The 21,492-nt window shown below is 65.4% G+C and carries 22 protein-coding genes and 1 pseudogene; 14 read left to right on the forward strand and 9 right to left on the reverse strand.

Going from position 1 to position 21,492, the window contains the following annotated elements; genetic code table 11:
- Positions 1–41 precede the first annotated feature (41 nt).
- The 3 genes from SPYCW_RS14310 (at position 42) to SPYCW_RS14320 (ending at position 4,852) form a co-directional block, all read left to right on the forward strand.
- Positions 42–1,598: a hypothetical protein gene (locus SPYCW_RS14310; protein ID WP_120217345.1), complete on the forward strand. Its 1,557-nt coding sequence runs from the start codon at positions 42–44 to the stop codon at positions 1,596–1,598.
- Positions 1,599–1,653: 55 nt separating this feature from the next.
- Entirely contained in the window at positions 1,654–3,234 is a 1,581-nt protein-coding gene (locus SPYCW_RS14315; protein ID WP_145985993.1) for a hypothetical protein, read from the forward strand.
- 79 nt (positions 3,235–3,313) lie between these two features.
- Positions 3,314–4,852 (forward strand): hypothetical protein, encoded by a 1,539-nt coding sequence (locus SPYCW_RS14320; protein ID WP_145985994.1) that lies wholly within the window; start codon positions 3,314–3,316, stop codon positions 4,850–4,852.
- Between the two features lie 7 nt (positions 4,853–4,859).
- Here the strand turns inward: SPYCW_RS14320 and SPYCW_RS14325 are convergent, their stop codons facing one another.
- The 4 genes from SPYCW_RS14325 to SPYCW_RS14340 are packed head-to-tail and all read right to left on the reverse strand — an operon-like array spanning position 4,860 to position 7,615.
- Complete coding sequence (locus tag SPYCW_RS14325) at positions 4,860–5,618, reverse strand: isocitrate lyase/PEP mutase family protein (protein ID WP_232014725.1); 759 nt, start codon at positions 5,616–5,618, stop codon at positions 4,860–4,862.
- A 23-nt stretch (positions 5,619–5,641) separates the two neighbouring features.
- Complete coding sequence (locus tag SPYCW_RS14330) at positions 5,642–6,094, reverse strand: nuclear transport factor 2 family protein (protein ID WP_172595507.1); 453 nt, start codon at positions 6,092–6,094, stop codon at positions 5,642–5,644.
- Positions 6,084–7,148, reverse strand: coding sequence for a bifunctional DNA-binding transcriptional regulator/O6-methylguanine-DNA methyltransferase Ada (gene ada / locus SPYCW_RS14335; protein WP_120217350.1), 1,065 nt, complete (start codon positions 7,146–7,148; stop codon positions 6,084–6,086). The genes SPYCW_RS14330 and ada overlap by 11 nt, the downstream gene beginning before the upstream one ends.
- Positions 7,145–7,615 (reverse strand): DUF1203 domain-containing protein, encoded by a 471-nt coding sequence (locus SPYCW_RS14340; protein ID WP_120217351.1) that lies wholly within the window; start codon positions 7,613–7,615, stop codon positions 7,145–7,147. Before SPYCW_RS14340 ends, ada begins: the two co-directional genes overlap by 4 nt.
- A 102-nt stretch (positions 7,616–7,717) precedes the next feature.
- Between SPYCW_RS14340 and SPYCW_RS14345 the strand changes: the two genes are divergently transcribed.
- Positions 7,718–9,259: a S1C family serine protease gene (locus SPYCW_RS14345; protein WP_120217352.1), complete on the forward strand. Its 1,542-nt coding sequence runs from the start codon at positions 7,718–7,720 to the stop codon at positions 9,257–9,259.
- 3 nt (positions 9,260–9,262) lie between these two features.
- On the opposite strand, the gene SPYCW_RS14350 is transcribed toward SPYCW_RS14345, so the two are convergent.
- Complete coding sequence (locus SPYCW_RS14350) at positions 9,263–10,051, reverse strand: alpha/beta hydrolase (protein WP_145985995.1); 789 nt, start codon at positions 10,049–10,051, stop codon at positions 9,263–9,265.
- Positions 10,048–10,737 carry a dienelactone hydrolase family protein gene (locus tag SPYCW_RS14355; RefSeq protein WP_120217354.1) on the reverse strand — a complete coding sequence of 230 codons (690 nt, stop codon included), beginning with the start codon at positions 10,735–10,737 and terminating at the stop codon, positions 10,048–10,050. The genes SPYCW_RS14350 and SPYCW_RS14355 overlap by 4 nt, the downstream gene beginning before the upstream one ends.
- A 304-nt stretch (positions 10,738–11,041) precedes the next feature.
- On the opposite strand from SPYCW_RS14355, the gene SPYCW_RS14360 reads away from it, so the two are divergent.
- The 7 genes from SPYCW_RS14360 (at position 11,042) to SPYCW_RS14390 (ending at position 18,692) form a co-directional block, all read left to right on the forward strand.
- A complete protein-coding gene (locus SPYCW_RS14360) occupies positions 11,042–11,608 on the forward strand; it encodes a F0F1 ATP synthase subunit delta (RefSeq protein WP_120217355.1) in 567 nt (188 codons plus the stop codon).
- A 3-nt stretch (positions 11,609–11,611) separates the two neighbouring features.
- A complete protein-coding gene (gene atpA / locus SPYCW_RS14365; protein ID WP_120217356.1) occupies positions 11,612–13,141 on the forward strand; it encodes a F0F1 ATP synthase subunit alpha in 1,530 nt (509 codons plus the stop codon).
- A gap of 57 nt (positions 13,142–13,198) precedes the next feature.
- A complete protein-coding gene (locus tag SPYCW_RS14370) occupies positions 13,199–14,074 on the forward strand; it encodes a F0F1 ATP synthase subunit gamma (RefSeq protein ID WP_120217357.1) in 876 nt (291 codons plus the stop codon).
- 24 nt (positions 14,075–14,098) lie between these two features.
- A complete protein-coding gene (gene atpD / locus SPYCW_RS14375; protein WP_120217358.1) occupies positions 14,099–15,634 on the forward strand; it encodes a F0F1 ATP synthase subunit beta in 1,536 nt (511 codons plus the stop codon).
- A gap of 46 nt (positions 15,635–15,680) precedes the next feature.
- Entirely contained in the window at positions 15,681–15,938 is a 258-nt protein-coding gene (locus SPYCW_RS14380; RefSeq protein ID WP_120217359.1) for an ATP synthase F1 subunit epsilon, read from the forward strand.
- Positions 15,939–16,202: 264 nt separating this feature from the next.
- Positions 16,203–16,960, forward strand: a protein-coding gene (locus SPYCW_RS14385) for an IS5 family transposase (protein ID WP_120215443.1) whose coding sequence is annotated in 2 segments (ribosomal slippage) — positions 16,203–16,530 and positions 16,530–16,960 — 759 coding nt in all. Because the reading frame shifts where the segments join, the coding sequence is not laid out codon by codon here.
- Positions 16,961–17,195: 235 nt separating this feature from the next.
- Positions 17,196–18,692 carry a CpaF family protein gene (locus SPYCW_RS14390; protein WP_120217360.1) on the forward strand — a complete coding sequence of 499 codons (1,497 nt, stop codon included), beginning with the start codon at positions 17,196–17,198 and terminating at the stop codon, positions 18,690–18,692.
- Positions 18,693–18,793: 101 nt separating this feature from the next.
- On the opposite strand, the gene SPYCW_RS19045 is transcribed toward SPYCW_RS14390, so the two are convergent.
- Entirely contained in the window at positions 18,794–18,967 is a 174-nt protein-coding gene (locus SPYCW_RS19045; RefSeq protein ID WP_172595508.1) for a hypothetical protein, read from the reverse strand.
- 67 nt (positions 18,968–19,034) lie between these two features.
- Between SPYCW_RS19045 and SPYCW_RS14400 the strand changes: the two genes are divergently transcribed.
- Positions 19,035–19,865 (forward strand): class I SAM-dependent methyltransferase, encoded by an 831-nt coding sequence (locus SPYCW_RS14400; RefSeq protein ID WP_120217362.1) that lies wholly within the window; start codon positions 19,035–19,037, stop codon positions 19,863–19,865.
- Positions 19,862–20,638, forward strand: a complete 777-nt coding sequence (gene aat / locus SPYCW_RS14405) for a leucyl/phenylalanyl-tRNA--protein transferase (protein WP_120217363.1) — start codon at positions 19,862–19,864, stop codon at positions 20,636–20,638. The genes SPYCW_RS14400 and aat overlap by 4 nt, the downstream gene beginning before the upstream one ends.
- A 35-nt stretch (positions 20,639–20,673) precedes the next feature.
- On the opposite strand, the pseudogene SPYCW_RS19330 reads toward aat, so the two are convergent.
- Positions 20,674–20,844: pseudogene (locus tag SPYCW_RS19330) on the reverse strand (DUF2155 domain-containing protein); the annotation flags it as partial.
- Between SPYCW_RS19330 and SPYCW_RS19335 the strand changes: the two are divergent.
- Positions 20,782–21,000 carry a hypothetical protein gene (locus tag SPYCW_RS19335; protein WP_232014949.1) on the forward strand — a complete coding sequence of 73 codons (219 nt, stop codon included), beginning with the start codon at positions 20,782–20,784 and terminating at the stop codon, positions 20,998–21,000. The pseudogene SPYCW_RS19330 and the gene SPYCW_RS19335 overlap by 63 nt on opposite strands.
- 74 nt (positions 21,001–21,074) lie before the next feature.
- Here SPYCW_RS19335 and SPYCW_RS14415 read toward each other — a convergent pair whose 3' ends face one another.
- Positions 21,075–21,458 (reverse strand): NADH:ubiquinone oxidoreductase subunit NDUFA12, encoded by a 384-nt coding sequence (locus tag SPYCW_RS14415; RefSeq protein ID WP_120217364.1) that lies wholly within the window; start codon positions 21,456–21,458, stop codon positions 21,075–21,077.
- Positions 21,459–21,492 lie beyond the last annotated feature (34 nt).

Raw genomic sequence — 21,492 nt, forward strand, 5'->3', positions numbered from 1 at the left:
GCTTGGCAGCATGGCGGGTAACGAAAATCCGGGGGGATCGCATGACAAATGGCATGATGAAGCGGTGGTGCGCCGCCATTGCGTTGATCTGTTGCTGCGCGGCGCAGCCCGCAGCCGCGCGCTGGCTGCGCGCCGACACCAATAATTTCATCATCTACAGCGAAGGCGACGAAAAATCGCTGCGCCGCTTTGCCGAAAATCTCCAGCTGTTCGACGCGACGCTGCGCCACCGCTTCAATGTTCCCGGCGGGTTCGAACCCAATCGGCTGACCATTTACCTGTTGCGCGAGGCGGCCGACGTCAACCGGCTGTCGGGCGGGCGGCTGGGGCCGGGAACTGCCGGATTCTACAGCGTGACCACCGACGGCAGCTTCGCGGTGTCGAACCGCGAGGATGACGGCAGCACTGGGCGCGGCACCCCGGCGTCGCAGCAGATATTGTTTCACGAATACAGCCATCATTTCATGAAACGATATATGCCGGTGGCGTTTCCGGCCTGGTTTATCGAGGGTTTCGCCGAATATCTGTCCACCGTCGATTTCGAAAAGGACGGCCGCCCCGCGGTCGGCATGCCGGTGTACAGCCGCGCCTATGGCCTGCTCGCGCTGCCGAAAATTCCCGCCGAACGGCTGCTGTCCGAACGGCCGACTGCGATGAAGACGGCGGCGCAGCAGGACGCCTATTATGGCCGCGCCTGGCTGCTCACCCACATGCTGTATTCGGAACCGGCGCGCTCCGGGCAATTGCTGACCTATATGCAGGCGATCAATCGCGGCGACGATCCGGCCAAGGCCGCGGCGGCGGCGTTTGGCGATCTTGCGAAGCTCGACAAGGACCTCAACGCCTATCTCAATCGCCGCCTGAACTACACGCTGCTCCACAAGGCGATGGTCGTCGAAGGCGAGATCAGCATCACCCCCTTGTCCGCGGCCGAAGACGCACTGCTGCCGCTGCGGCTGGCACGGCTGAGCGCGGGCGGCGATCAGGAGCGCCTGACCAAGATCACCGCCGACCTGCAGAAACTGGCGACACAGCATCCCGGCGACGCCGGGGTCTGGTTCGAACTGGCGGCCAGCGAATGGGACAAGGACGACGATCAGCGCGACCTGGCCGCGGCCCGCGCGGCGGTCGACAAAGCCCTGGCGCTAAAGGCCGACCATGTCCGCGCCAACGTCCTGCTCGGGCGGCTGCTGGCGAAGGAGGTGGACGCGAAGGGCGATTATAGCGATGCGGCCTGGCGCGCCGTGCGCAAACCGATTGCGCTCGCCAACCGGACCAACCCCGACGACCCGCTGCCGCTGTTCGAATTTTTCCAATCCTATGTCGATCAGGGACAGCGACCGCCCGCGATCGCGTTGCAGGGGCTGGCACAGGCCTTTTCGCTGGAACCGGAAAATGTCACCATTCGCATGAACCATGCCTTTGCCCTTGCCAACGCGGGCAAAATCGACGCGGCGGCGAACCTCGCCAAAACGATCGCGTTCGACCCGCACGATCGTGGCAATGGACAGAATCTGCTCGACCAGATCGAGGCCATGCGCGATCGCGGCAAAGATAGCGCGGTGACCGCTGCCGATGCAGGCGCCGCCGAAGATTGAACGAACCGCGATCGGCCAGGGGATCGATCGACGGGGAAAGGGGAACGGGACTGTGATGTTGAAAATTGCCGCGCGGATCGTCTGCACGATCATGACCCTGACCCTGGCGGCGACCGCCACGACGGCGCGCGCCGAATGGTGGGAAGCGCGCACCAGCCATTTCATCATCTATTCCGAATCCAAGCGCGAAGATGCCGAAGCGTTCGCACGCGACCTTGAACGCTTCGACAATGCGCTGCGCACGATGCAGAACATGCCCGTCCCCGGCCCCGATGTCGGCGACGCCAACCGCCTGAAAGTCTATCGCACCGGCGACACCGACCGGCTCGGCTATATCCTCAACGCATCGGGTGCCGGGATTGGCGGCATCTATTTCGGCCGCGCGGGCAATCCGACCTCGTTCGTTCCGGCGCGCGAGAAACGCTCCTTGTCGCGCGGCATCGACACCAGCGGGCCGCAGCTCGACATCCGGTCGACGCTGTTCCACGAATATACCCATCATTTCATGCTGAGCAATTTCAGCACCGCCTATCCGCATTGGTACACCGAAGGGTTCGCGGAACTGTACAGCACGATCCGCTTCAATCCCGACGGCAGCTTTCACGTCGGCGACGTGCCGCAGCATCGCGGCGAGATGCTCAAACAGCTGTCGGACACCAAGCTGACGCGCCTGCTCGACACCAAGGTCAAGCTTAACGGGCTGGAATATTATCAGTCGTACAGCTTTGGCTGGCTGCTTGCGCATTATCTCAATTTCCACCCGGCGCGCAAAGGCCAGATCCAGACCTATCTGACGGCGGTCAATCGGGGTGAGGATTCGCTCGCCGCCGCCAAAAATGCGTTCGGCGACCTCGACGCGCTGCAACGCGAGGTGCGCCGGTACAAAAGCGGTCCGTTCCTCGGTTATGACATCAAGCCCGCCAATTATGCCGAACCGGTCGTCACGATGCGCCGGATGAGCGCCGCCGAAGAGGCCGTGATGCAGGCGCATATGCGGTCGGTCCGCGGGGTGACGCGGTCGCAGGCGAAGGATGTCGCGAGCGACCTGCGCAGCAAGGCGGCGCCCTATCCCGACAGCCTGTTCGCCCAGCTGGCGCTGGCCGAAGCCGAAATCGACGCCCAGAATTTCGACGCCGCCGACGCCGCCGCCGATCGCGCGATCGCCGTCGACGCGAGTTCGCCGCTGGCGCATTATTGGAAAGCGATGGTGGCGATGGGCCGCGGCGAAAAGGACAAGGTGGCCTATGCTGCGGCGCGGCCGCATCTGGTCAAGGCGCGGCGGATCGACCCCAAGGATCCGCGTCCCGCCATCGCCTATTACCAGTCCTTCTATGACGCGGGCGAAGCGGTTCCCGAACCGGCGATCATCGCGCTGGAGGAAGTGTTTCCCTATGCCTCCTATGATCCCACCTATCGCCTGCTGCTGGGACGCCAGCTGATCGACGAGAAGAAGGGCGATCTGGCGCGCAGCGTGCTGGCGCCGATCGCTTTCGGGTCGCACAGCAGCGACGAGGAAAATCCGTTGCAGGCCGTCATCGCGGCGATCGACGCCAAAAATCTGGACGAAGCGCGCGCCAAGATGGCCGAGATCTACAAGAAGATGAAGGACGCCCGCGACGGCAAAGACCGGCGCTGAATTTGCGAGCACCTAGAGGACTTTACAGCCGCTGCCGCGACTGGCAGCACCGCCGCGGATGCCAGTCGGGAGCAGCAGCATGATCAGGATTCGCGTGACGATGGTCGCGGCCATTTTGGCCGTCATCGCCACCCCGGCGCACGCCAAATGGCTGCGCGCCGATACCGAGAGCTTCATCATCTACAGCGAGAGCAACGAAAAGCAGCTGCGCGAATTCGCCGCCAATCTGCAGCGCTTCGACACCACGCTGCGCGTCGTGTTCAACGTCGCGGCAAAGGGCGAGGAAAGCCGCCTGCCCATCTATCTGCTGCCCGGCCGCGACGATGTCGCCCGGCTCGCGACCGGATCGCGCAGCGCCCCCGTTTCGGGTTTCTACCGGCAGGACCGTGATGGCAGTTTCGCCCTGTCGCACCGGCAGAACGACGGCACCCTGCCCGGCACGTCGCCGGCGCAGCAGGTGCTGTTCCACGAATATAGCCATCATTTCATGAAACGGCATTTGCGCGTCGCCTTTCCCGGCTGGTTCATCGAGGGCTTTGCCGAATATTATTCGACGGTCGATTTCGACAAAGAGGGGCGGGCGATGGTCGGCCAGCCCGCCCATCGCCGTGCGTATGGCCTGTTGATGCTGCCCAAGATGCCCGCCGAGCGCGTTCTGTTCGAACCGCCCAGCGCGATGCGCAGCCGCGGCCAGACCGACGTCTATTATGGCCGGTCGTGGCTGCTCACCCACATGCTGTTTCACGACCCGGCGCGCGCCAACCAGATCAACGCCTACACCAACGCGATCAACGCCGGGACCGAAGCGCGCAAGGCGGCGACCGACGCGTTCGGCGACCTCGCGCAGCTCGACAAGGATCTCAACCGCTATGTCGAGGGGCGGCTGTCCTATCGCACGACGCGCGATCCCGTGCCGGTATCGACCGCGATCAAGATCACCCCGCTGTCGGCGGACGAGGATGCGGTGATGATGTTGCGCATCGAACGGATGAATGCGCGCGCCGATCAGGCCCGTCTGACCAAGGTCCGCGACGACCTGCGGGCGCTCGCCGCAAAACTGCCGGCGAACCCCGATCTCCAGTATGAACTGGCCGCCGCCGAATGGGATATTGCGCCCGCCACCCGCGACCTGACCGCGATGCGCGCCGCGTTGGACAAGCTGCTGGCAGCCAGGCCCGAGCATGTGCGCGGCAACGTCCTGCTGGGGCAGCTCCAGCTCCACCAGCTACGCCAAAAGGGCGAGACCGATCCGGCGGCGTGGAAAGCCGCGCGGCGCCCGATCCAGATCGCGAACCGCGCCGACCCCAACGACCCGATCCCGCTCCACGCCTATTTTCAGAGCTTTCTGACCGAACGGACGCGCCCAAGCGACATGGCGATCAAGGGGCTGGAGCGTGCCTTTGCGCTGACGCCTGAAAACCTCAATCTTCGCAGCGCCTACGCCGTCTCGCTGGCGCATCTGGGGCGCTTCGAACCCGCGATCAACCTCGCCAAGACCGTCGCGTTCGATCCGCACGACAATGGCCGCGGCGACGCACTGCTGAAGCGGATCGAAACGATGCGCGATCGCGGCGCCGCCGCCGCGCCCGAAGCGGAAGACGACGACGGCGAGGGCTGATCTCCGTTCAATAATCGGGTTCGGCGCCGCCCAGTACCTGCGCCGCCTGCCCGGTCAGCCACGCCATCGCCGCCGCCCAGGGCTGGTGCCCGTGGCTGATCCGCGCGACGCCGAGGTTCGCCAGTTCCTTGTGCGTCGGCCCGCCCTTGCCGCGCAATATATTCACCGGCAGCGGCGAGGCGTCGCAGATCGCGCCGATGCATTCGGGGTCGAGCAGGAAAGGCACAAACAGCGACCCCGCGCCCGCATCGGCATAAGCACGCGCGCGTTCGAGCGTTGCGGCGACCAGCGCATCGCCATCCTTCGCAATATCGGCGCCGCGGAAGGTGTCGCAGCGCGCGTTGACGAAGATGCCGGTGTAGGCGGCCGCGCGGTACCGCGCCGCTGCCTCGGCAACCGGCAGCAGCGCGGTTTGCCCGGGCATCCGGTCCTCCATATTGATCCCCGCGGCCCCGGCAGCGCGCGCGCGCGCGACCGAGACCCCGACCGCCGCGGGATCGGCGCCATAACCCGATTCCATATCGATCGTCACCGGCAGGTCGGTCACCGCCAGGATACGCGCGAGATTTTCGAACACATCTTCGAGCGGAAAATCCTCGCCATCGGCACGCCCCTGCGCGCCCGCGACGCCGAAGCTGCCCGTCGCGATCGCCTTCGCGCCCGCCGCGGCGACCGCCTTCGCGCTTCCGGCATCCCAGATATTGACCAGGATCAGCGGGTCGCCCGGAACATGCAGGGCCGCAAAATCGCTAATCTTGTCGCTCATCATCTTACTCCCTTGAATGTCCGCTAGGCGATTCGGCGGGGCGTCGCCGCGCCGAAAATCTGATGATAGCCACTTCGGGCGTCCATATATTCGCGAATGCGACGAACGCGCGATCCGGCCATCTCGAAAATGAACACATAATCGAGCGCATAGGCGCGGCCGTTGGCCAGCGTCGCACTGTGGCGTTGCTCGAATATGACGCGCTCGCCCTCCGCAGTAACCGAGATCGGCTCGATCTCCATGCCGTTCGGGAACAGCCGCGGATAATCGTCGAGAATGAAGCGGACGATCGCCTCCGCGCCGATCATATGATGCGTCACGCCCAAGGCCACCGCGGTGGCGTTTTCGGGCGGCGCGCGCCATTCGACATCGTCGGCCAGCACCGACCTGATCCGGTCGGCATCACCGCTGCCCAGTGCGCGCCACACCGCTACCGCCGCTTCCTTGCTGGTCATCGCCGCCGCCTCAAAATTCATCGAGCCGTGCCTGCCCCGGCGCGCCTTCGCGGCGGAGCAGTTCATCCTTGATCGGCAGGCCATAGGCATAGCCGCCGAGCGTCCCGTCGCTGCGCACCACCCGGTGGCACGGGATCAACACCGCGACATTGTTCGCGCCATTGGCGCTGCCCGCGGCGCGCACCGCCTTGGGCTTGCCGACCGCGGCAGCGATATCGGCATAGCTGCGCGTTTCGCCCGCCGGGATCCGGCGCAGTTCGCGCCACACCGCTTCCTGAAATGCCGTCCCTTTCACGTCGATCGGGATATGGTCAAAACCGTCGGTGGGGGCTTCGACCGCGGCGACCACCTGTTTCAGCAGCGCAGCGAATTCGGTGCCGCCCTCGACCAGATCGGCGGCGGGAAAGCGCTCCTCCAGCGCCTCGCGCCCCTCGGCGAACGACAGGCGGCACACCCCCTTGTCTGTCGCAGCGACGAGCATGTCGCCGAGGCTGGTCGCCACCACCGCCCAGTGGATCGTCACCCCCCTGCCGCCGTTCACCCATGCCGAAGCCGTCATCCCCATGCGTCCTTCCATATTGTCATAGAACCGCGACGGCCCCGAAAAGCCCGCGTCGTAAATCGCGTCGGTGACCCGTCCGCCCTCGCTCAGCGCCTGCCGCGCGCGCTCGTCGCGCAATGCCCGCGCATAGGCGGCGGGCGACAGCCCGGTATGGCGGGTGAAGACGCGCTGGAAATGCGTCGGCGAATAGCCCGTGCGCGCGGCGAGGTCGGCGAGTGCGAGCGGCTCCTCGCTCGCCTTGATCGCGTGGATCGCCGCGAGCACCGCGCCCTCGTCGCGCGCGACATCGTCGGGCAGGCAGCGCTTGCAGGGACGCAGCCCGGTCGCACGCGCCGCTGCGCCGTCGGCGAAAAAGCGGACATTTTCGCGCAAGGGATGCCGCGCCGCGCAGCTCGGACGGCAATAGATGCCGGTGGTGAGCACACCGGTGACGAAGCGCCCGTCGAGCGCGCGGTCGCGGCGCAGCACCGCCGCCCAGCGCGCATCGTCGGTCATGGTGTCGGCGGCGCTCATACCCCGTCCTTTTCGATCCGCGCCGCGAAACAGCCATGCGCGGCGTTGTGCGCGTCGATATAGGCGATGCCGGCATCGGCGAACAGGTCGCGGATCGCACCATCGGCCTCACCCGGCGCCGCGAGCCTTGCGGTTTGCAGCATGCCCGCGGCATCGAAGGCGCGCAGCGCGATCGGCCGCCCGGCAAATACTGGCGGCAGTTCGTCGCGATAGCGGGCCGCGTCGACCCCCGACCGCACATAGATCGCATAAGCGCTGCGATACGGCGTTTCGACGTCGTGGCTGACATGGTGGAGCAGGATCAGCTCCTCCCCGACGCGCGCATCCTCCAGGCTGATCCGACAGGGAAATCCCATATCGGCGGTGGCGGTAACGCGGCGCGCGTTGATCGCCGCCAGCCCCGCATCGTCCATCGCGAACAACGGGGCAAAACGGTCGGGGGCGAGCCCTTCGATCATATAGGTCATCGGATCATTCCTTTCACTTTGGCTGCGGTCGTCTTGCCACCCTGCGCCGCCCGGTGCGTCCCGATGCTTGCGTTCAAAGTTGGCGCGGCTAGGGTGCGCGCCATGACCCGCCTCCTCGCGCTGCTGCTCGCCCTGTTCGCCCTAACCCTGCCCGCGCGCGCCGCCGACGACATCAGCGCCGCGTCGCGCAGCGTGGTGCGCGTCGTCACGGTGGCGATGGTCGATGGCGAAGTGGTCGGTTTCGGCCATGGCAGCGGCATCGCGATCTCGCCGACGCGCATCGTCACCAACGCGCATGTCGTCGAATCGGCGGTGCAATATCCGAACAATGTCGCGCTCGGCGTCGTCCCGTCGGAGGGGCAAAAGAGCTTTGCGGCAAAGCTGATCGCGATCGACAAGGCGCGCGACCTAGCGCTGCTCGAAATTACCGAGGCGCGGCTGCCCGCCGCCGCGGTTTACACCGGGCCGCTCGAATCGGGCGCCGATGTCGTCGCATTGGGCTATCCGGGCAACGTCGACCTCGCGACCGCGCGCAGTGCCAACGACTATATCACCCCGCGCACGCCGACCCGCAGCGAGGGCAATCTGTCGAACACGCAAAGCGTCGATGGCGTCGCGATGCAAATCCACACCGCCAAGATTTCGCGCGGCAATTCGGGCGGGCCGCTGATCGATGCGTGCGGCCGCATCGCCGGGATCAACACCGCGATCACGCGCGCCGACGATGGCGATTCGCCCTTTGCCTTTGCGATTTCGGCGCGCGAACTCACCCGGTTCCTGGCCGATGCGAACCAGCAATATGCCAGCGTCGGCACCCCCTGCCTGTCGCTGGCCGAGGCCGACGCGCGCGATCGCGCCGCGATGGACGCCGAAGCGCGCGCGAGCGCCGAGGCGAACGCCGCGAAAAACGCGGCGGCAGAGCTCGACCGCGACCTCAAACAGGCGCGCGCCGAAGAGGAAGCGCTGGCAGCGCGCGAGAACCGCATCGCGCTCGCGGGCGTGTTCTTCGTCATCGGCGCGCTCGCCGCGGGCGCAGGGCTGCTCTTCTACAGCCAGCAAAATATGCGCAACGCCAAGATCGCCGGCGGGGCGGGCGCGGCGCTGATGATCGGCGCGGCAGTGCTGTTCGTCACGCGCCCCGACGCACGCGCCGAAATCGCCGCCGACAGCGCCCCGGCGCCGACTGCCGCCGAGCCAAAGCTCGCGGCGGGGAATCTGCTCTGCACGATCCGCCCCGATCGCAGCCGCATCACCGTGTCGGCAACGACCGATGTGCCGATCAGCATCGGCAAGGATGGCTGCGTCAACGGCCGCACCCAATATACGCGCGGTGCCGACGACCGCTGGCAGCGCATCCTTGTCCCCAATGACGAGCCGACGGTGACCGTTGCGTCGATCGACGCGGCGGGACGCGACTATCGCGTCGAACGCTATCTGCTCGATGCCGAGACGATGACGAAGGCGCGCGAAACGCGCGCTGGCGTCGTGCTCAAAAGCTGCACCGCAAACCCCGACGAGCTCGCCGGCCTCGCGGCGCAGCAGGACGCGATCCGCAGCGCGCTTCCCGCCAGCCCCAACGAGCGCCTCGTCTATCGCTGCCAGCCCGCGAGCGGCGCGGCGATGAAGAACGCGCCCGGCGGCTGAGCCTCAGCGCAGCCCGTCCACCCACTTGGTGAGCAGCGCCTGCGCGGGCGCGGTATAGGCAAGCTCGTGACCGACCCCCGCGAGGCGCGCGACCGTCGCATCGCGCCGCGCCTGCACCAGCCGGTCGAGATTGTCGGGCGTCACCAGCGTGTCGGCGTCGCCGTGCATCAGGAAAACGGGCGCTTTCACTCGCGCAAGCTTCGCGCCATTGTCGAACCGGTCGCGCACCAGCCAGCGCGGGACGAACGGCACCTGCCGCCTCACCACCGACGGCAGGTCCGAAAAGCCCGACACGAGCATCAGCGCCGCAACCTCATGGCGCAGCGCGATCTCGGTCGCCGGCCCCGACCCGATCGAATTGCCGACGACGACGACATCGTGCGGCGCGATCCCCGCGGCGCCGAGCCACCGCATCGCCGCGGCGCCGTCGCGATAGACGCCCGCCTCGCCGGGCGACCCCGGATTGCCGCCATAACCGCGATATTCGACGAGCATCAGCCCATGCCCCGCCGCCGCCGGACCGCGCGTCGCCTCGATCGCGCCCCGCATATTGTCGCCATTGCCATGGAAGAAGAGGATCGTCTTCTTGCCCGGCGCCGCGGGGCGATAAAAGGCCATCAGCCGCAGCCCATCCTCCGTTTCCGTATGGACGAGCCGGAAACCCGGCAGCGCCGCGCGCGGATAATCGTGCGGCGCGGGAAAAATCATCCGTCGCTGCTGGGTATAGAGGAGCGCAGCGACAACGAGCGCAAAGACGAACAGCCCCAGCAGAAGCTGGACCAATATTCTCACCCGCCGCACGCCTTGAACAGCATCAGCGTCCGTTCACGTGCGAGCTCGCTCGACGCCTCGTGATAATCCTTGCGCCGGTCGCTGTTGAAGCCGTGGTTGGCGTCATAGACAAAGATCTGCGCGGTCGGGTGATCCTTCGCGATCAGCGCCTCGACGCCTTCCATCGGGATGCCCGCGTCATAGCGACCGAAATGGGCGATCGTCGCACATCCGGGTGCCTGATCGGCGAACTGGGTGGGGACCAGGCTGCCATAATAGGCCGACGCCGCGGCCAGGTCAGGGCTGATCTGCGCCATCCGCCACGCGACCGAGCCGCCGTAGCAATAGCCGGTGATAAAGACCGGGGCCCCGGAACCTTTTGGGCCCTTCAGCGCGTCGATGCACGTCTGCGCGTCCTTCAGGCTCTGCTCGAACGGGTGCAGCTCGCGCGCCAGCTGCACCGCGCGTTCGAACTGCGGCCCCGAATAGTCGCTCTCGAACCCCGGATGCTCGCGGTCGAACAGCGCGGGCGCCAGCACCTCATAACCATCGGCGGCATATTCGTCGCACAGCTCTCGAATGTGATCGGTGACCCCGAAGATTTCCTGCACGAGCACCAGCCCGCCGCGGCGTTCGCCTTCCGGCTGCGCGTGATAGACGGCGATTTCGGCGCCATCGTCCATCGTCATTCGAATCATCTCGCCCATGCGCTTCCCCACTTTCGTTCGGACTGAGCCTGTCGGGGCCGCAGGCGACCGCCGGTCAACTCCCGTCCTTCTTTCCCACAACCTTTGAAGAAAGAACGGCCCTTCGACAAGCTCAGAGCCTGCCCCCGCGAAGGCGGGGGGCGAACGGGTTTGGGAAGGTGGTCGGAAGACTCCCAACCCCACCTTGCATTGCAGCAAAATCGTTGCTAGGCGCGCCGCGACTTCGCGTAGGGGACATTCGACGAATCTCCCCATATACGGCGCGACCCATCCCCCACGGGATAGCAACAAAGGACTTTCACGCGTGGAGAATTCCGGCGGCATTCAAGGCAACATCACGGCGGGCCTCGCGGGCCGTTATGCGGTCGCTTTGTTCGATCTGGCACGCGAATCGAACGCGATCGACGCGGTCGCCAAAAGCCTCAGCGACCTGCGCGCGGGCCTCGCCGAATCGGCCGACCTGTCGGCGCTGATCGCTAGCCCGGTTGTCGGGCGCACCGACGCCGCCAACGCGGTCGGCGCAGTCGCCCAGGCGATGAAGCTCGATTCGCTGACCGCCAAATTCCTGGGCGTACTCGCCGAGAACCGCCGCCTTGCCGATCTGCCCAAAATGATCGACGCCTTCGACGCGATCGTCGCCGACCACCGCGGCGAAGTGACCGCGAAGGTCACCAGCGCGCACCCGCTCACCGCCGACCAGCTCAAGGCGCTGACCGCGAACCTCAAATCCCGTGTCGGCCGCGACGTTTCCGTCGCGACGACCGTCGACCCCGCCATCCTTGGCGGTCTCGTCGTCCAGCTGGGCAGCCAGCTGATCGACGGCAGCATCCGTACCCGTCTCAATAGCTTCGCACAGGCGATGAAAGGCTAAACCATGGAAATCCGCGCCGCTGAAATCAGCAAGGTCATCAAGGACCAGATCGCCAATTTCGGCACCGACGCAACGGTCAGCGAAATCGGTCAGGTGCTGTCGGTCGGCGACGGCATCGCCCGCGTCCATGGCCTCGACAATGTCCAGGCCGGTGAAATGGTCGAATTCGCTAATGGCGTGCAGGGCATGGCATTGAACCTCGAAGCCGACAACGTCGGTATCGTGATCTTCGGCTCGGACGCCGAGATTAAGGAAGGCGACCAAGTCAAGCGCACCGGCACGATCGTCGACGTCCCCGTCGGCAAAGGCCTGCTCGGCCGCGTCGTCGATGGCCTCGGCAATCCGATCGACGGCAAGGGCCCGATCAAGGCCGACAAGCGCATGCGCGTCGAAGTGAAGGCGCCGGGCATCATCCCGCGCACCTCGGTGCACGAACCCGTCCAGACCGGCCTCAAGGCGCTCGACGCCCTCGTCCCCGTCGGCCGCGGCCAGCGCGAGCTGATCATCGGCGACCGTCAGACCGGCAAGACCGCCGTCGCGATCGACACCTTCATCAACCAGAAGCAAGCCAACGCCGGCGACGATGAGTCGAAGAAGCTGTACTGCATCTATGTAGCGGTCGGCCAGAAGCGCTCGACGGTTGCGCAGATCGTGCGTCAGCTCGAAGAAAATGGCGCGATGGAATATTCGATCGTCGTCGCCGCGACCGCGTCGGAACCCGCTCCGCTGCAATTCCTCGCGCCCTACACCGGCTGCACCATGGGCGAATTTTTCCGCGACAACGGCATGCACGCTGTCATCGTCTATGACGATCTGTCGAAGCAGGCCGTCGCCTATCGCCAGATGTCGCTGCTGCTCCGCCGCCCGCCGGGCCGCGAAGCCTATCCCGGCGACGTTTTCTATCTGCACAGCCGCCTGCTCGAGCGCGCGGCAAAGATGAACAGCGACAATGGCTCGGGCTCGCTCACCGCGTTGCCGATCATCGAAACGCAGGCAGGCGACGTTTCGGCGTACATTCCGACCAACGTGATTTCGATCACCGACGGGCAGATCTTCCTCGAAACCAACCTGTTCAACGCCGGTATCCGCCCGGCGATCAACGTCGGCTTGTCGGTGTCGCGCGTCGGCTCGGCCGCGCAGACCAAGGCGATGAAGAAGGTGTCGGGCTCGATCAAACTCGAGCTCGCCCAGTATCGTGAAATGGAAGCCTTCGCGCAGTTCGGTTCGGACCTCGACGCGTCGACGCAGAAGCTGCTCAACCGCGGCGCGCGCCTGACGCAGCTTTTGAAGCAGCCGCAGTTCCAGCCGATGCCGTTCGAAGAGCAGACCGCGTCGATCTTCGCGGGCACCAACGGCTATCTCGACAGCGTCGCGACGACCGACGTCTCGCGCTACGAACAGGCGATGCTCGCCTATCTGCGCAGCGACCATGCCGATGTGCTGAAGACGATCCGCGACACCAAGGACCTGGGCGACGACGCCAAAAAGGCGCTGGTCGCGGCGCTCGACGCCTTCGCCAAGATTTTCGCGTAAGCCAAGTTACCGTGAGCCCGGCCAGTCGCGCCGGGCTGACGAACAAGAGGGGCCGTAATGGCATCGCTTAAGGAACTCAAAGGGCGGATCGTCTCGGTCAAATCGACCCAGAAGATCACCAAGGCCAAAAAGATGGTCGCCGCGGCGAAGCTGCGTAAGGCACAAGCGGCCGCCGAAGCCGCGCGTCCTTACGCCGAGCGGCTCGAAGGTGTCGTCGCCAGCCTCGCGTCAAAGGTCGGCGCGTCGGATTCGGCGCCGAAGCTGCTCGCCGGTACCGGCAAGAGCGACACGCACCTGCTCGTCGTGCTCAACAGCGACCGCGGGCTTGCGGGCGCGTTCAACTCGAACATCGTCAAGGCCGCGCGCGACAAGGCGCTCGAACTGCAATCGCAAGGCAAGAAGGTCCTCTTCTACCTCGTCGGCCGCAAGGGCCGCCCGGTGATCGCGCGCCTCTTCCCGGGCCAGATCATCGAGCAATATGAAACCACCGGCATCCGCGACATCGGCTTTGAACAGGCGAGCGACATCTCGGCGAAGGTGATGGAGCTTTACGAAGCCGGCGCCTTCGACGTCGCGCATCTTTTCTATTCGAAGTTCCGCTCGGCGCTGCTCCAGATCGCGACCGGCCAGCAGATGATCCCGGTTCCGCCGCCCGCCGACGTTCCCGCATCGAGCGGCGCCGCGGTCGAATATGAACCCGACGAAGAGGCAATCCTCGCCGACCTCTTGCCGCGCAACGTCACCATCCAGATCTTCAAGGGTCTGCTGGAAAACGCCGCGTCCGAACAGGGCGCGTCGATGACCGCGATGGACAATGCGACGCGCAACGCGGGCGACCTGATCAACAAGCTGACCATCGTTTACAACCGCACGCGTCAGGCGGCGATCACCACCGAACTTATCGAGATTATCGCGGGCGCCGAAGCGCTCTAATCGATCAACCCAAGGAACAACGTAATGGCTACCGCTCCCGCTGAAAAGAAGGCTCCCGCCAAGAAGGCCGCCGCGCCCAAGGCTGCTGCGCCGAAGAAGGCCGCCGCTCCGAAGGCTGCCGCCACCGGCACCGCAACCGGCCGCGTCGCACAGGTCATCGGCGCCGTCGTCGACGTCCAGTTCACGGGTGAGCTGCCCGCGATTCTGAACGCGCTCGAAACCGACAACAATGGCAACCGCCTCGTCCTCGAAGTCGCGCAGCACCTCGGCGAAAACACCGTCCGCACCATCGCGATGGACGCGACCGACGGCCTGACCCGCGGCCAGCCCGTGACCGACACCGGCGCGCAGATCTCGGTTCCCGTCGGCCCGCAGACGCTCGGCCGCATCCTCAACGTCATCGGCGACCCGATCGACGAACGCGGCCCGGTCAATGCCGGCATGACCGCGCCGATCCACGCCAAGGCTCCCGAATTCGTCGACCAGTCGACCGAAGCCGCGATCCTCGTCACCGGCATCAAGGTCATCGACCTGATCGCCCCTTACGCCAAGGGCGGCAAGATCGGCCTGTTCGGCGGCGCCGGCGTCGGCAAGACCGTGCTCATTCAGGAACTGATCAACAACATCGCCAAGGGCCACGGCGGCGTGTCGGTGTTCGCGGGCGTCGGTGAACGCACCCGCGAAGGCAACGACCTCTATCACGAATTCCTCGACGCCGGCGTTATCGCCAAGGACGCCGACGGCAACCCGACCCCCGACGGGTCGAAGGTGGCGCTGGTGTTCGGCCAGATGAACGAACCCCCGGGTGCCCGCGCCCGCGTCGCGCTCTCGGGCCTCACCATGGCCGAATATTTCCGCGACCAGGAAGGCCAGGACGTTCTGTTCTTCGTCGACAACATCTTCCGCTTCACCCAGGCGGGTTCGGAAGTGTCGGCGCTGCTCGGCCGTATTCCCTCGGCGGTGGGTTACCAGCCGACGCTGTCGACCGACATGGGCGCGCTGCAGGAACGCATCACCTCGACCACCAAGGGCTCGATCACCTCGGTGCAGGCCATTTACGTTCCCGCGGACGACTTGACCGACCCGGCTCCCGCAACCTCGTTCGCCCACTTGGACGCGACGACGACGCTGAGCCGTGCGATTTCGGAACTCGGCATCTATCCCGCGGTCGATCCGCTCGACTCGACCTCGCGCGTGCTCACGGCCGCCACGGTCGGCCAGGAGCATTATGAGACCGCCCGCCGCGTTCAGGAAACGCTGCAGAAGTACAAGTCGCTGCAGGACATCATCGCGATTCTCGGCATGGACGAGCTGTCGGAAGAAGATAAGCTGGTCGTCGCCCGCGCGCGCAAGATCCAGCGCTTCCTGTCGCAGCCGTTCCACGTCGCCGAAGTCTTCACCGGTATCCCCGGCAAGTTCGTTGCGATCGAAGACACGGTGAAGTCGTTCAAGGCCGTGGTCGACGGCGAGTACGACCATCTGCCCGAAGCGGCCTTCTACATGGTCGGCGGCATCGACGAAGCGGTCGCCAAGGCCGCGAAGCTCGCCGAAGACGCGTAACAAACCTACACCTCTCCCCCGAGCGGGAGGGGTTTAAGGACATATCATGGCTCTGAAGTTCGAACTCGTCACCCCCGCCCGCCTCGAGCGGACCGCCGACGTCCATATGGTCACCGTGCCGGGGACCGAGGGCGATTTTTCGGTGCTCGAAGGCCACGCACCCTTCATGGCGACGCTGCGCAACGGCCCGCTGACGATCTACGCCACCGCGGGCGCCGCGCCCGAAGTGATCGAGGTCGAGGGCGGCTTTGCCGAAGTTAACGAGGCCGGGCTGACCGTGCTTGCCGAGCATATCGCCGGCTGACCCTTTTCGCCCGTCCACGGCGATTCGAAAGCCCGCATCCCTATGGATGCGGGCTTTTTTCGTGCGTGGGATGGCGTTGAGCGTTGGTCGGCGGGGCAGGTCTCGACCGGAAGTGGACGTGTCTTCTCCCCTCCCGTTTAGGGAGGGGCTGGGGGTGGGTAGCAACGGTGAGAAAGCCCACCCCGCTGCGACTAGGCTCAGGACCTATTAAATTGCTTGTGCGAGCATTGATGAGGTGATTCAAGGCGGCAGGAGGACGCAGCCATGAGTGATCTGTTGTTGCTGAGCGAGGCGCAGATGCGCCGGATCGAAGGGCATTTTCCCTTGTCGCACGGAGTTCCGCGGGTCGATGACCGGCGGATATTGAGCGGGATCCTGTTTGTCATCCGCAACGGGCTTCGCTGGCGCGATGCACCAACTGGCTATGGGCCGCACAAGACGATCTACAACCGCTTCATTCGCTGGAGCCGGCTCGGGGTGTTCGACCGCATTTTCGCCGACCTCGCGAAGGACGGAGATGGCGTGCTGATGATCGACGCCACGCATATCAAGGCGCACCGGACCGCGGCGAGCCTCTTCAAAAAGGGGCTCTACCCCGCGCTATCGGACGCAGCCGGGGCGGGCTGACCAGCAAGCTGCACGTCCTGTGCGATGGTCGGGGGCGACCCCTGCGCCTGCTCCTCACCGAAGGACAGCGCAACGATCACATCGGCGCCCGGGCCTTGGCGCCGGACCTGCCCGAGGCGACCGTCCTGCTCGCCGATCGCGCCTATGACAGCCACTGGTTCCGTCAGACCCTCGACGACCGCGGCATCACGGCCTGCATCCCCACGCACCGCAACCACAAGCGACGATTCCCCTACGACCCCGTCCTCTACCGACGGCGCCACAGAATCGAAAACCTCTTCGCTCGCCTCAAGGACTGGCGACGCATCCACACGCGATATGACCGATGCGCCGACATCTTCCTCGCCGCCGTCACCTTCGCATGCATCTGCCTATTCTGGATTAATGAGTCCTGAGCCTAACGAACAAGTTAGCAAGTCTCGCTGCCCCTCCCGCCTGCGGGAGGGGAAATCAGTTCACGATGGGAACGTCCGCTCCCCACCCCAAACCCGCCTCCTCGTACCGCCCGTCGCATTCGCCCGCGCGCATTAGGACAATGTCAAAGTTTCCGATTTATTCACCGTGTCGGATGGGGATGCACCAGCCGCGCGGCGATGCTCCCGATGGATTTGGAAGAACAGGACAAAGCGAATGAGTGCATTCGGACGCCGACCCGGAACCGCTGGCCGCCCCGCCTTTGGCGTGGCGAAGCCGATGCAGGGTGGATCAGGCGTGCCCGGCGGCGCGCAATTCCCGGCGATCGAAACGCCGCCCGCGATCGATATCCCGCAAATGCCGTCGAACCTGTCGCCCGAAGAAGAGGCGATGGAGCGGCTGAACCAGCGCTCGACCGCCGAGGCGATGGAGCCTGAAAAGGCGCAAGGGTTCGAAGCCAGCGTCCACAAGATCAAGGAACAGGTGCTGCCGCGCCTGCTCGAACGCGTCGATCCCGAAGCCGCAGCAACGCTGTCGAAGGACGAGCTGACCGAAGAATTCCGCCCGATCATCCTCGAAGTGCTCGCTGAGCTCCGCATCACACTCAACCGCCGCGAGCAATTCGCGCTCGAAAAGGTGCTGGTCGACGAGCTCCTGGGCTTCGGCCCGCTCGAGGAACTGCTTGCCGACCCCGACATTTCGGACATCATGGTCAACGGCCCGTATCAGACCTATATCGAAAAAAAGGGTCAGCTGGTCATCGCGCCGATCCAGTTCCGCGACGAACAGCATCTGTTCCAGATCGCGCAGCGCATCTGCAACCTCGTCGGTCGCCGCGTCGACCAGACCACCCCGCTCGCCGACGCCCGTTTGAAGGACGGCAGCCGCGTCAACGTGATCGTCCCGCCGCTGAGCCTTCGCGGCACCGCAATCTCGATTCGTAAATTCTCGGCCAAGCCGATCACGCTCGACATGCTCTGCCAATGGGGCGCGATGAGCCAGAAGATGTGCACCGCGCTGAAAATCGCGGGCGCCAGCCGCTTCAATATCGTCATTTCGGGCGGTACCGGTTCGGGCAAGACCACGATGCTCAACGCGCTGTCGAAAATGATCGACCCCGGCGAACGCGTTTTGACGATCGAGGACGCCGCCGAACTGCGTCTGCAGCAGCCGCACTGGCTGCCGCTCGAAACGCGCCCCGCGAACCTCGAGGGTAATGGCGCGATCCACATGGGCGACCTTGTGAAGAACGCGCTGCGTATGCGTCCCGACCGCATCATCATGGGCGAAGTCCGCGGCGCCGAGTGTTTCGACCTCCTCGCCGCGATGAACACCGGTCACGACGGGTCGATGTGTACGCTCCACTCGAACAGCCCGCGCGAATGCCTCGGCCGAATGGAAAATATGGTGCTGATGGGCGACATCAAGATTCCGAAGGAAGCGATCTCGAAGCAGATCGCCGACTCGGTCGACCTGATCGTCCAGATCAAGCGCCTCCGCGACGGCTCGCGCCGCGTCACCAACGTCACCGAAGTGATCGGCATGGAAGGCGACGTCATCGTCACGCAGGAATTGTTCAAGTTCGAATATCTGGACGAGGACAAGGATGGCAAGATCGTCGGCGAATATCGCGCGATGGGCCTGCGCCCCTATACGCTGGAAAAAGCGCGGCAATACGGCTTTGACCAGCCGTATCTGGAAGCGTGTCTGTAACATGACGTCGCCCTCGCGAAGGCGGGGGCCGCTGTCGGCCTTTTCCTTCGTCGCTGCGTAAACCGATTGCGGCCCCCGCCTTCGCGGGGGCGACGGTCAATTCATGGCTTCAACGCCAGCGCCGCCGCCAGCAAGGCGACCGCTACCCCCACCAGCGCAATCCCGCGCCACGGCATAAATCCGACCGCATCGACGTCGCGCCGGTTGCGCCGCCGCCAGTCCGCGACCTCGGCGGCGACCGCCACCGCGGCGCCCGCAACACTGACAATCAGCATCGACCCTTGCATTGACGCGCGCACCTTCGCAAACAGGGGCTCTTCCCCCCAAGAGAAAGGTGCCGATATGCGAAATTTCCGTCCCGTTGCAATAGCCGCCCTGTTTGCCGCCGCGGCATGCAGCGCCCCGGCCCAGAACGCCACCGCAGGCGAAGCTGCCGCCAAACCTGGCGATACGATCGCCGCCGCGGTTGCCGCGCCGACCCGCACCCCCGCCAATCTGGCGCGCGACCCATATCGTCACCCCGCCGAAACGCTTGCCTTCTTTGGCGTCAAACCCGGCGACACGGTCGTCGAGCTGTGGCCCGGTGGCGGCTGGTACACCGAAATCCTCGCGCCGCTCACCAAAGAGGGTGGCGGCACGCTCTACGCCGCGGCGCCGTGGGAACGCGGGCTCAACCGGATCAAGGAATGGCAGGGTGCGAATGCCGACCTCTATGGTGGCATCAAGCTCGCCGAATTCCCCAATGCCGGCACCAACCCAAAGGTCCCCGACGGCAGCGCCGACGTCGTCCTGACCTTCCGCAACGTCCACAACTGGCGTTTCGGCGGCGCCGACAACACCGCCAACGCGTTCAAGCAGATTTTTGCGATGCTGAAACCCGGCGGCACGCTGGGCGTCGTCGAGCATCGGCTGAACGAGAGCGACGATGCCGCGAAGGAAGAAAAATCGGGCTATATGAAGGAAAGCTCGATCATCGCCTTTGCCGAGGCGGCGGGGTTCAAGCTCGCTGAAAAGAGCGAAATCAACGCCAATCCCAAAGACACGAAGGATTATGAAAAGGGCGTCTGGACGCTGCCGCCCAGCCTGCGCGAAGGCGACACCGACCGCGCCAAATATGTCGCGATCGGCGAATCGGACCGCATGACGCTGAAATTCGTGAAGCCCGCGTCCTGAAGCATTTCGAATCCATCGACCCTGCGCTGCTGCTCAGCGCCTATGCGCAGGGTATTTTCCCGATGGCCGACGGGGCGGATGACCCGTCGGTCCATTGGGTCGAACCGCGGCTGCGCGCGATCCTGCCGCTGGATGGCTTCCGCCTGTCGCACAGCCTGAAGAAAACGATCGTCGCCGATCGCTTTCGCGTCACCACCGACCGTGCCTTTGCCGACATGGTCGCGCTCTGCGCCGAACCCGCCAGCGACCGGCCGACGACGTGGATCAACCCGGTGATCAAGGCGAGTTACGACCGGCTGTTCCAGATCGGTCATGCCCACAGTGTCGAATGCTGGCAGGGCGATGAGCTGGTCGGCGGCCTTTACGGCGTCTCGCTCGGGCGCGCCTTTTTCGGCGAATCGATGGTCAGCCGGGCGCGCGACGCGTCAAAGGTCGCGCTCGCGCACCTCGTCGCGCGCCTTGTCGCGGGCGGCTGGAAATTGCTCGACTGCCAGTTCATCACCCCCCACCTCGCCAGTCTCGGCGCGATCGAGATCCGTCAGGCGGATTATCTGGCGCGGCTCTATTCGGTGTTGGCGGGGGGCGATGGCGCCGCGGCGGGCGCAGGCGTCGGAGCTGCGGGCGTATCGCCGCCTTCGCCGCCGTTCGTCGCGGGCGACTGGGGCGCGCTCGACGCCTTGGGCGCCGCCGCCGAGCCCGATTTCGTCGCCGCGGGGGCGACGGGTTCGCCGCCGGGATATGTCATCGCGCAGCTTTTGACGAACACGTCATAGATCGGGTGCTGGATGATATTGCGGTCGGGGCGTTCGCGGAAAATCCAGCCTGAAAAGACGCGCCGCCATTTGTCGTCGCTCTGATCCTGCACCGTCAGCTGGACAAAGGCGCCGGTTTCGGGCGGATCTTCCCACGGCGCGGTTTGCTCGCACGCGCGCAGCCGGACGATCGCCCGGCCCACCCGTGCGGCTTCACCGGGTTTCATCTCAAGCTCGCGCACCAGCCCGTTCCGCTTGTTGAGCAGGCCAACGACGGCCACGCGCTCGGCCATCGGGGTCGCGCCTTCGATCCCGCCGACCTCGTCCGGGACGCGCTCGGATTTGGCGACGGTCTGAACCGTCGCGCTGCCATTCCCTTTTGACGGCGTCCGGTCGCAGGCCGCAAGCGTGCTCGCGGTCAGCAGCGCGATCAGCGCGGTCGTCGTCCGCCGCGACATTATTCGCCGGGCCGCCAGGCCTCATAATCGCCGGTCGCCGCGGCGCGCTGGCCACCGCGTTCGAGCGCTCCGGCGGGGCGATAGGCGCCGGTGCTGCCGGTCAGGTTCGGCGTCGGCGCCTGTTCCCACGCGCGCGGCGCAGGCAGGATATCGGTCGGCAATTCGTCAAAGGTGCGGTGCAGCCAGCCGTGCCATTCGGGGGGCACCCGGCTCGCGTCGTTCGATCCGTTGTAGATGACCCAGCGGCGGTCGCCCTTGCGCGCGCGATAATAGGTGTTGCCGAGGCTGTCCTCGCCTACCTTTTCGCCGGTTTTCCAGCTGTTCAGCAGCGTGCCGACGGTCGCACCGTCCCACCAGGTAAAAATCTTGCCAAGGATGCTCATGGCGAGGCGTTTACAGGCAAGGACGCTGGCTTCG

It is taken from the genome of Sphingopyxis sp. EG6 (genome assembly GCF_003609815.1).
In the GTDB taxonomy this organism is placed as follows: domain Bacteria; phylum Pseudomonadota; class Alphaproteobacteria; order Sphingomonadales; family Sphingomonadaceae; genus Sphingopyxis.